The organism is Aeromonas sp. s13 (assembly GCF_040907905.1).
Lineage (GTDB): Bacteria > Pseudomonadota > Gammaproteobacteria > Enterobacterales > Aeromonadaceae > Aeromonas > Aeromonas veronii.
In genome coordinates this window covers 18,360-30,199 of sequence record NZ_JBFOCS010000015.1, presented here as the reverse complement: position 1 = coordinate 30,199, position 11,840 = coordinate 18,360, and the positions used below count along the sequence as shown (strand labels likewise).

The 11,840-nt window shown below is 58.9% G+C and carries 2 protein-coding genes; one reads left to right on the top strand and one right to left on the bottom strand.

Features of this window, described 5'->3' with window-relative positions; genetic code table 11:
- Positions 1-357, bottom strand: a 357-nt coding sequence (locus AB5Y82_RS01855) for an ammonia-forming cytochrome c nitrite reductase subunit c552 (protein ID WP_368173574.1), incomplete at its 3' end; no start/stop codon positions are given.
- A gap of 720 nt (positions 358-1,077) precedes the next feature.
- Here AB5Y82_RS01855 and AB5Y82_RS01850 point away from each other — a divergent pair.
- A complete protein-coding gene (locus AB5Y82_RS01850; RefSeq protein WP_368173573.1) occupies positions 1,078-11,769 on the top strand; it encodes a retention module-containing protein in 10,692 nt (3,563 codons plus the stop codon).
- Positions 11,770-11,840 lie beyond the last annotated feature (71 nt).

Sequence of the window (11,840 nt, the reverse complement as noted above, 5' to 3'; positions counted from 1 at the left end):
GCCATCTTCGGCTGTCTTGGGGGCGCCGGTACGCAGGGTTTCCCGCACGTCGGTCAGCGCATAGAAGTGGCCGCGCGGCTTGTTGTAATCCTTGGCGAAGGGGTAACCGCCCCACAGCACCACCATATTGGGATCTTCCGCCAGCGCGTCGGTGCGTTCCTTGCTTTCGCTGGTGGCTTGCCAGCTGGTGAACTGATCGGCGTGATCCTTGGCGAACAGCTCGCTGCGCGCCTCGATCTTGCCTTTGGGTTGCGTGTCATCGGCTGCCTGCGCCCAGCCGCTGGTGCCGAGGCTGGTAGTCAGCAGCAGGGTGGCGAGGCCCAGTTTGATATGCCTGTGTTGTGAACCCACGTTTATCACTCCCAGATAAATGTTTTGGTCTCGTCTGACCCGTTCCATCTTGGTGTGGATCTTCCCCCCGTCGGGCGGGGTGGGCAGACATTCGCTTGCGGGTGAATAAAACCGCGCAATATATGATTGCTCGAGGGTTACCCTAACAAATAGGTAAATTTAATGATGATTTATCGGAGGGAGAGTTGTGCCAGATCAATTGGTGCACAGGATTGATCGCTGAAATGAGATCTGGATTAAATTTTATGGAAACTCAACTTCTTGTTAACTGCCGAGCATTCGATGGCAGGAGTTTGATCGATACAGTTGCGTACTGGCACTTTTTGCTGCTGATCCTGATTGCTGCCGTATTGTTCACAGATTTTGGTAATGTCTTATGCTAATAATTGACTAAATATGCAAATCTGCGGTGTTGTGGTGTGAGCTTTTGACCTTCGGATTATGATCCATTTATTGAGGCTGCAGTGGATTTATCGTCAAACGACAGAAATGGTCACATGAAGTCTGATAGACCTGTTAATAAAGGTGATTGAATTGGGTTCATCCAAATCTAATTTTATTAAAAAGGGCCTGTTAGGTGCACAATCTTGTAAGTTATGGCCATTTTATGGCAATCATTGTCGAAAATAGCGAAAAGACCCACTTAGTCTGGTGCGGTATGATTATTGAACAGACAAGTGCCCTGTAGGTACTGATGTTGGTGGTTAAGGTTTTGCTGGAGGTTGTATGGCAGAGTTGCAAATTGAAAAGTCCACGGTGATCACCCAACTCAAGGGCTCCGTGTTTGTCATCAGTGCAGATGGATCTGTCATACGAGCAAAGGTGGGGATGGCATTGCAGCCGGGGGATCGCCTGCAAGCTGCCCAAGGTGGCCACTTTCAACTAGCCGAGCCGGGCAGTGATCCTGCTGGTGAGCAAGATATGGCCGCCAAACCCGAGCCTGCTGCTGATGGACAACCGACTGATCCGGAACTGGCCTCGTTGCAAGAGGCGATCCGTCAGGGTATTGACCCGACCGAATTGTTCCAGGAGACCGCCGCCGGCAACGCAGCCGCTGCGGGCAATATCGGTGGTGTGGCCGGTTCCAGCTCGGGTGGTTTTGTGGTGGTCGAGCGTACCAACGATGCCACCCTGGCCGAGGCCGGTTTTGATACCGACCATGCGGTGCAACCTGTGGGCGATGAGCTGCTGTTTTCCGAAGAACGCGATTTCTTTGCCGCCATCACCATCACCGAGCCCCAAACCAGCGACAACATTATCAACGCCGATGAAGCGGCTGGCGTCATCATTCGTGGTGTGGTGGATGATGTGGAGGTAGGCCAGCCAGTCACTGTGATCCTTATCGATCAGGCGGGAAATTCACTGACGGTGACGACCGTGGTGCTGCCCGGCCTGGTGTGGGAAGCCAATTTTGGCGATGTGACCGGCAAGTTGGTGGATGGCCCGTTGCAGATTGTGGCCAACACCCAGGATCAGGCGGGCAACAATGCCAGCGACACCGGACAGACTCTGCTTGATACCATCACCACCATTACCCTCGATCTCGCCGATGAGAGCGACACCGGCGCCAGCCAGATCGATGATCTGACCCGCGACAATACCCCGCTGCTGCAAGGAAAGGGGGAGCCCGGTGCCACCGTAACCCTGAGCCTTGGCGGTAGCGTGCTCACCGTCCTGACGGTGGATGCCGCCGGTAACTGGCAATATCAGCTGCCGCAGACCCTGGCCGATGGCCAGTACCAGTTTCAGGTCAATTCCGTGGATATTGCCGGCAACCGCGCCAGCGATACCCTTGTTATCAATGTCGATACCCGGGCCTTCATCGATATCGATGATCTCGATACCACTGCCCTGTTTGGCAACAGCAGCGCCACCCTGAGCGGCTCCACCAGCAATGTGGAGGCAGGTCAGAGTGTCACCATCACTCTGGTCGACAGCAATGGCCAGCCGCTGCTGACCACCTCGGCATTGGTGGGGGCCGATGGCCGCTGGCAGGTATCAGGTCTTGATCTCTCCGGTATCAATCAATCCTTTGAAGTGCGTGCCAGTGTCACCGATCTTGCGGGCAACACTGCCAGCGATGGGGCGCCGCTGATCGGTCAGAGCGAAACTCTGACGCTCTCCGAAGCCGGATTGGCCGAAGGCCCGATCACCGCGACCGGCAGTCTAAATACCGGTGCCGGCCAGGATGGCAATCTGCAAGTCCAGTTTGCTGTTGATCAGAGTGCCTTGGAAGGGCTGGGGCTCGTCAGCCATGGCGCGCCTCTTGGCTACACCATCAACGGTCAGACCCTGACCGCCAGTGCCGGTGGGGCGACTGTCTTCACCCTGACCCTCAACAATGACGGAAGTTACCGCATCGTCTGGAGTCAAAGCCTGGATCACGGTCAGGACGCGTTGCGCCTGCCGTTCAACCTCGAATATCGCGACAGCGACGGCGATCTGGTGAAGGCGCCGCTGGTGATCAATCTGGTGGACAGCAATCCGCCCAACTTTGACGTTGATCTCCCGCCCATTACCCTGACCGAAGATGCCTTTATCAACGGTGCTGCCGTAGTGGGTGAGAGCCGCTTTGTGGTCAAACACACCGCCGATCCTCTGCTGGTGGATTCGTTGGTGTTCAGCAATCAGAACAGTACCCTGACTACCCTCAATGGCTCGGGTCTTGCCAGCGATGGTCATCCGCTGACCTTTGAATTTGCCGATGATCGCACCTTGGTGGGTTACTACCTGGATGGCAGTGGCCAACGGGTGGAGGTGCTGCGCGCCGAATTGAAGGCTGAGCAGCAGGGCAGCGATCTGGCTGGGCGGGTGGTGGTCACCCTCACCGGCCCGCTCGATCATCAGGGTAGCGACACGCTTTCCCTCGGTTTGCAGGTGAGCGCCAACGAGATCGATGGCGACAGCACCAGCGCCAACCTAACCCTGACCGTCAATGATGGCAGTGATCCCGCATTGGGCATCGACAAGGGGGTCGCCCTGCAAGAAGGGGGCAACCAGAGTATCGATGGTCAGCTGCCGGTGACGGTGGGGAGCGATCGTCTGGTCTCCCTCAACTTTGAGGCGAGCCAGCCGGCGTTGGCGGGGCTCACCAGCCAGGGCAAGGCGACGACTTACGAGGTTCAAGACAACCAGCTGATCGTCAAGGATTGGCAGGGCAAGACGATCCTCACTGTTACCATCGGGCTGGATGGCAAATACAGCGTCTCCCTGACCGGGGTGTTTGACGAGCCGGAAGCGACCAACAGCCTCAATCTTGGCCTGAAGGTACAGGGTTCAGATTTTGACGGCGACAAGAGCAATCTCGGCACCCTCAATATCACCATTACCGACGGTGCCTTGCCGCAGGTTAATCCTGTCTCCCTCACGCTCACCGAAGATAGCAACTGGCAGCAGGGCCAGACCCTTGACGGCGATCTGACCATCACCGCGGGCAGCGATCCGCTGGCCAGCATCACCTTCGATGCCAATCAGCCGGGGCTGCAAGGGTTCACCTCGGGCAAGCAGGCCGTGACGATCGCGGTGGCCGATCATCGTATCGAGGGACGTACCCCAGATGGCAAGCTGGTGTTTGAGCTGACCCTCGGTAACGATGGCAAATACAGCTTCACCCTCCATCAACCGCTGGATCAGGGCAGTGCCGACAGCCTGCTCAAGGCGGGCTTTACCCTGCTCGACAGCGATGGTGACAAGGTCTCCTCCACCATTACCCTGGCGGTGGGTGATGGTGCCACTCCGGTCATCTCCGCCGTGACCGGCACCACCATCACCGAGATGGCGCAAGGGGAGACGGCTGCCGTCAGCACCATGAGTTTCGCGGTCGCGCACGGCAGCGATGCCCTTGACCCCAACTCCCTCGGCTTTGATCTCGCCGCTATTCAGAGCGCCCTGACCGGATTGACCAGTCATGGCAACCCGATCACTTTTTCCCTCGATGCCAACGGCCAGCTGGTTGGCACCACGGCAGATGGTCGCGAGATCCTGCGCGCCGAGCTGAGCCTGGTCGATAACAATGGCAACTGGAGCGTCACCGCCAAGGTCACCCTGAGCGGCGAGCTGGATCACAAGGGGAGTGAATCCCTCAACCTGCCGCTTGCCGTCACCCTGGCCGACAAGGATGGCGATCGCATCGGTACCACGCTGCCGCTCACCATCGCGGATGGCAGGGCCCCGAGCTTTATCCCGGGCGCTGGTGTGACCCTGGATGAGGGGGGCCTCACCGGCAGCAACAGCCTGAGTCAAACCGGTCACTTCGATGTGCAAGCCGGGTCGGATCGGGTGGTCGAAGTGGCCTTTGCCGATGCCAGCGAACAACCTGCGCTGACCGCATTGGGTAAACCGGTGCAGTACGAACTGGTGGATGGTGACCCGCTGATCCCGGGCAGCCAGCAGCTCAAGGGCTATGTGATGGTCGATGGCCTGCGGGTCGAGGTGTTCGAGGTCAAGCTGATTGGCAGCCTCGATCAGGCGGGCAAGAACGGGTTTGACTATCAGGTCACTCTCTATCAGGGGCTTCATCAGGGCGGCAACGCCGTGACCGAGCTGCCCATCAAGGTGATCGTCAACGACTACGACAAGGCGGGCGGCAACAACGACAGCACCAGCGGCACCCTCAATATCCAGATTGGGGAAGGGGAGAAACCGACCCTCACCCTGACCGATGTAACCCTCAATGAAGGGCGCTTCGATGGCGCCAACTCGGCCGCGGATGACCAGCAGACGAGCGGCAAGATCACTATCACAGCCGACTCGGATCCGGTGACCGATGTGCGGCTGACCCTCTTCGGTCAGGTCATGGATACCAGCGGCAAGCCCATCACCCATAACGGCGAAACCCTGACCTGGAAAGCGGTTGGCACCGATGGTCACACCTTCCAGGCGGTGACCAGTGGCGGTCTGGTAGTGATGACGGTCTCCATCCCCACTGTCCCCGCCACTATCGCCGCTCACACCAGCGCAGAGATCGGGTATCAGGTGACGGTACATACCAACCTGGATCACGGGGCAGACAACAAGCTGGAACTGAATCTGCCGGTAGAAGTCACCGACAGCGATGGCAGCAAAAACCAGGGCACCGCCACTGTCACGGTGACTGATGGCATCAACCCGATCATATCCGCCATTGAACCGGTTCGGGTCGAGGAGTCTGATCTCGATGCAGTGAACGGTCAGCATCCGGGGACCACACCTGCAGGGAGTGGAGAAACCGATAGTGGCAAGGTGACCATCACAGCCGGTTCGGATCGGGTTGCCTCCCTTGAGCTGGATGTGGCTGCATTCAATCAGGCCAATCACCTCACGTCGGGTGGCAAAGCGGTTACGCTGGCGGCACACAGCACCGGCTGGTATCTGGCTACGGCCGAGGGGGGCAAGCCCGTTTTCTGGGTCCACCTCGATGTTAACGGTAGTTACAGCGTCCATCTGGTAGGCCAGCTTGATCACGGTGCACAGGGCAAGGATGAGTTGACCATCGAAGTGCCGCTGTTTGTCACCGATCATGATGGCGATCGCAGTCCGAACGTCAGCGTGACCGTGACGGTACAAGATGACATGCCTATCGGCACTGTGCTGGCACATACCCTGAGCGAGGGGAACAGTACCGTGACCGGCGATCTGCTGCCTACTGCCAATGAAGGTGCAGATGGTGCCCGCGTCGAGTCGATTACCATCAATGGCCAGACGTACGCCATCAATGGCTCTTTGATACAAGATGTGATGAGCCCCGATGGCAAGCAGGTGATGGGAACCCTGACCATCTCTGCCGATGGCTCCTACTCCTTCAAGCCTGCGGCCGGTTTCAATCACGACGCAAGTCAACTCAGTCAGGTGGTGACAGCCCATCTGGTCGATGGCGATGACGATCGTGCGGACAGCACACTGACCCTCAATCTGCAGGATGAAGCGGTGCTCTTTACCGTTAGCGCAGCCATTGGTAACGAAGATCAGGGGGCGCAAGACCCGAGGCTGGGTATCCCTATCAACATGCAGCTCGATATTGGCGATTTCGATCGCGGTGAGCATGTGGATCAGTTGCTTATCCAGGCGCCTGCCAATGCCCATGGCACCTTCTATTACAACGGCGTTGCCCTCACCACCACGGCTGATGGCAAGTGGTTTATCGTGCCGCCAGCGGCCATGGTGACCAGTGATAATGTTCACTACACCACTCAGGGGGTGACCTTTGTGCCTTCAAGCAACTGGTCGAGCTGGAGCAATGGCGGTCAGCCGCTGCACTTCCAGGTGCAACTGCAGGTCGGTGTCACCGAAGGGGCGGCACCTGCGGCCGTAACGGGGGATCTGGCTGTGACAGTGCGCGGCGTGGCCGACAAGCCGTTGTGGGACACAGCCAACACCACTCGCCACTATGACACCAATGAAGACAGCACAGGTATCAAGCTGGACGTCAAGGCGAGCCTGACTGATACCGACAGATCCGAGACGTTGACCTATCAGATCAAGCTGGAAGCGGGCAGGGGAACCCTGATGCTCAACGGTGTCGAGCTCAAGCCAAATAGCAATGGCATCTACACCGTTTCGGCAGGCAACATCAACAAGGTGACTGTGGTTCCGGGCAAGGATTTCAGCGGTGACATCAAGCTGTCGGTGACGCCGATCAGCACCGAGAAGAACCCGATCGCTCAGGGTCAGGGTACGGCGCAGGGAGACAAGATTGATCTGGTGATCAACGTCAATCCGGTGGCTGATGACGCCAAGCTCACCGTGCGTGACATTCAGGGCAAGGAAGACACCCTGCTCGATCTGGGCAGCAAGATCGCCCTTGCTCATCTGGGTGACAAACTCGATGGCTCCGAGCAGATGTTTGTCCGCATCAGCGGCCTGCCTGACGGTGCAACCTTGTTGCTGGGTGGTTCCGCCGTTGCACAGAACATAGCCGGTTACTATGAGGTTCCTTTTGATCGGATTGGCGAACTCAAGCTGCAACCGCCGAAAAACAGCAACGTCGATTTCGATCTGACCATCAAGGGGGTGGTGAAAGACACGGCGACCTTGACCGATGCCAGTGGCCAGACCCATACCGTGGTGAACGAAAAGGAGACGGGCTCCCAGACCCTTCATGTGGATCTGGTGGGGGTGGTGGATCAGCCCCATTTCGAGCTTGGCAATACCGGCTGGGAGGCCGAAGGGACAGGCTATGTCACCACAGTGGGTGAGGATGGACGGGCACCGCTCAACTTTACCCTCACCTCGGGCGAGTGGGTCGATACCCCGCACGATACTTCCGAGAGCCTCAACGTGGTGCTGCAAGGGTTGCCGGAAGGGGCCCGAGTCTTTGATGCCAGCGGCAAGGAGCTGACCCTTACCTTTGCCGGGCTCGATGCTCATGGCAAGCCGACCTATCAGGTCGATGTCTCCAATTTTGGCAACCTGCTTATTCAGCCGCCCCATAACAGCACGGCGGATTTGAACCTGATCGCCAAGGTGGTGGTGACTGAGAACGATGGCGATCACAAGAGCTTCGATGTGCCGCTGCATATCAAGGTGGAACCGGAGATTGACGCCACCGACTACAGCAAGACCAGTCATGGCCTGGAAGATCAGTTCACCGTGCTGGACTGGTATCCGACCCTTACTGACGGCGCCGAGAAAGTCACGGCGCTGAGTCTCTCCGGGGTGGAGGATGGCTACCAGATCTGGTTGCGAGTCGGCAGTGTCGAGAGCCAGCTGACCGTGGTCAGTGGCAAGGTCACCCTGACTGCCGCCCAGCTCGACAGCCTGCTCAACGGGGGACAACTGCTGGTGAAGGCGCCGGAAGATAGCGATCGGGATACCAATATCCAGAGCCATGTCACCGTGACCCAGCATGATGTGGATTCGGGCGCGGTGGCCGAGAAGGTGATCGATGGCAATCTGCATGTCGATATCCAGGCCGTGGTGGAGCCCGATGGCGTGCTGACCCAGAACGGTGGAGCTCTCGTGGGGCAGAGCGGTGCAGATATAGACCTGACTGGACGCTTCGTCTTTACCGACCTCGATCCCTCGAGCGTGGAGGAGGTCGACTATCTGGTGATCAACCTGCCGGTGTTGAACGGTGGTGCAGGCGATCAGTTCGTGGTGGTTGGCGGTATCAACAACGGTAACGGCAGCTGGATCGTGCCGGCGGGCAACCTCGGCAGCTTCAAGCTGCATGCGCCGGACGGGTTTGTCGGCAAGGTCGAACCGATCCGCATCGATGCCATGGTTATCGACCGGGGCGATGATGGCGATGCCAGCGCCCATGTCAAAGTGAGCCTGGAAACCAGTGCCGAATTTGAAAACAAGCCAGTGACGCCCAAGACGCCGGCGGCGACTGTCGATATCGACGACAACGCCGTGCTGGTGGGTAAGGAGGATATCCGGGTTGATTTTGGTCAGCAGCTCAAAGGCGTGATCCATATCGGCGCGGCCGATCAGGCCAGCGACGAGGTGACCATTGTCCTCAAGGGGTTGCCGGTGGGCGTCACCATCAGCGGGGCCGAGTACAACATCTCGACCGGTGAGTACGTCATCAAGGTGCCGCCGTCACTGGCGGGCCTGGAAGGGTTGACCCTCGGCTTGCCGCAAGACTTTGCCGGCTCGCTCAATATCGAGGTGAAGGTGGTGAATACCGATACCGCCAGTGGCGATATCAAGGTTGACAGCAGCACGGTTAGGGTCGATGTGGCCCCCGTAGTCGATGTGAATGGTGGTCGTGGCGAGCATCCGGAACTGACTCTGACCGTGCAGGACACCAACCAGGACGGACAGCCGGACAATCTGGAAGATAGCAAGATCCACCTCGATCTCTCGGTGAAACTGGCCGATATCAGCCCCTCCATCGCGGGCGGTGGCCTCGAAACCGTGGAGCGGGTCACCATCACGGTGGATGCCAAATATGGCTACTTCCTCGATGGCAGCGGCAAGCCGGTCAACACCCTGGTGGTCAACGACGTGGCGGCGCTCAAGGACTTGGTGTTTGTGCCCAAAGAGCATTTCAGCGGTCAGGTACCGCTCGACATCAAGGTCGATATCGTCGATACCGCGCTGGTCGGTGGCCAGCAGGTGACCGACAGCGGCAGCTGGAGCGGGCAGGTCGGCTTTGAGGTGAGACCGGTCAACGATCCGGCCCAGCTCTCGGTGCATAGCGTCACCGGGAGCGAGGATGGCACGGTCAACCTTGCCGGATTTGGCGCAACCCTAATCGATAACGATGGCTCGGAGCAGATCGTCGCGCTGCAGATCAAGGGGGTACCGGATGGCTTCACCCTGTCGGCTCCGGCGGTCAACAATGGTGGCGGCGTCTGGCAGATCCCGGTGGGGACCGATTTCTCCAAGCTGACCCTGATCCCGCCAGCTGATTTCAGCGGCACCGTGGATCTGTCGCTGAGCGCCTTTACCTTGGACAAGGGGCTCACCATCCCGCTCGAAACCAGTGGCAGCTTTACCGTCACCGTCAATCCGGTGGGGGATGCCCTTATCGCCGACATTCAGGGTCAGGCGAGCGGTACCGAAGGGGATGTGATTACTCTGGATCTGGGGCTGGAGACCCGGGATTCCCAGCCAACCGGCGGCAGTGCGGGTAATGTGCATGAGAACAAGCCAGAGCAGGTGCGGGTCACCATCGAAGGGGTGCCTGATGGTGCCGAGATCCGCTTGCCAAATGGCGTGGCGGGGACGGTTGTTGATCTGGGTGGCGGTCGCTGGCAGGTCACCACCGAGGGCGGCAAGCTGGGTGCAGTCGAGCTGGTGACCAATGATGCCAACGGTGCACTGGATCTCAAGATCACCGCCCAGAGCCTCGACAACGGCGCCCTTGGCCCCGAGGTCAATGGCACCATCCATGTGGATGTAAGCCCGGTCAACGATGCGCCAATCAACGTATTGCCAACGACCCCTCAGGTCGCGCAGGAAGATCAGCCTTTCGTCATCCACGGTTTGCAGGTGAAAGATGTGGATGCGGGCAACAGCCCCATCAAGATCACCCTCTCGGTGGAGCATGGCACCCTGACGCTGCCTGCTGGCAGCGGCGTGACAGTGGTCGGCAACGGCAACGGCACCGGTTCGCTGGTGCTGACCGGCACGCTGGCCGATCTCAATGCCTTGCTCTCTGGCGGGGTCACCTATCAGGGCAACAGTGATTTCTACGGCAATGACGCCCTGACCATGGTCACCAACGATCAGGGGAACACGGGTAGTGGCGGGGCACTCAGCGATACCGATGTGCTGCCCATCGAGGTGCAGCCGGTCAACGATGCCCCGGTCAATCAGCTGCCTGGCAGCATGACGGTGAAGGAGGATGGCTCCCTGTCGCTATCCGGTGTCAGCGTGAAGGATGTGGATGCAGGCAGTGCACCAGTCTCCATGGTGCTGCGGGTCGAGCATGGTGTGCTGACCCTGCTGGGCGCAACCGGCGCCGTGATGGTGCAGGGGGCGGGTACCAGCGAGATCACCTTGGTGGGGTCGCTGGCTGATCTCAACCAGTTGCTGGCAAGCAACCTGCACTATGAACCGGCCAAAGATTTCTGGGGAGAGGATACCCTTACCGTCACTACCTCCGATCAGGGCAACAGCGGTGCGGGCGGTTCTCTGAGCGACACCGATCAGGTGACCATCACGGTCACTCCCGAGCCGGATATGCCGGGTCTGACGGTGGATCAGCATGCGTTCCATGCCTTGCAGGGGGCCGTTATCCCCCTTGGCATCAATGCCAGCGTGGTCAATCCGGCAACCGGTGAGCTCTCCATCCGCATCAGCGGTCTGGATGGGACGCAGGTGCAGGACGAGCATGGTCAGATCGTTGGTCATGCCGATGGCAATGGCGACTGGCTGATCCCGGCCGATCACTCGGTTCCGCTCTACTTCAGCGGTTTTGGCGACGGTGACCATGTGCTGGGGATCAGTGCCGAGTCGAGTGTCGGCGGTTCAACCGTCAGCACGCCCCTTGAGACCATCACGGTGCACGGCCAGAGTGGTCATGAGTTGGTCGGTTCCGATCAGGGGGATTGGCTGTTTGGCTCCTCTGGCGATGACCGTCTATTGGGGGGGCATGGCAATGACATCCTCACCGGCGGGGCTGGCAGCGATCTCTTCGTTTGGCAGCACGGGGATGAGGGGAGTCTGGGGCTGCCCGCCATCGATACCATCACCGACTTCCATCCGGAGCAAGGGGACAAGATCGATCTGGCTGACATGCTGCAAGGGGTCACTGGCAATGGTGTCGATGATCTGCTCAAGCATCTCTCAGCCTCGGTGACCACGGGGAGCAATGGCCTGAGCGATGTGAATCTCTCGGTTTCACCCGCGGGTGATGGCCAGATAACTCAGCAGATCACCCTGAAGGATGTGGACCTGACCAGCTGGAATCTCACCAGCACCTCGTCCCACGATATCCTGCAGAGCATGCTGGAAGATCAACATAGCCTGATCATCCAGCACCCCTGATAGCGTACGTGAAGCGTAAAAAAGAAGAGCCGGCAATTGCCGGCTCTTTGTTTATCTCTGCGTGGATTGTT

What these genes read in the sequence shown, in the direction of transcription:
- AB5Y82_RS01850 (WP_368173573.1), top strand. Translation starts at nt 1,078, where the DNA reads ATGGCAGAGTTGCAAATTGAAAAGTCCACGGTGATCACCCAACTCAAG.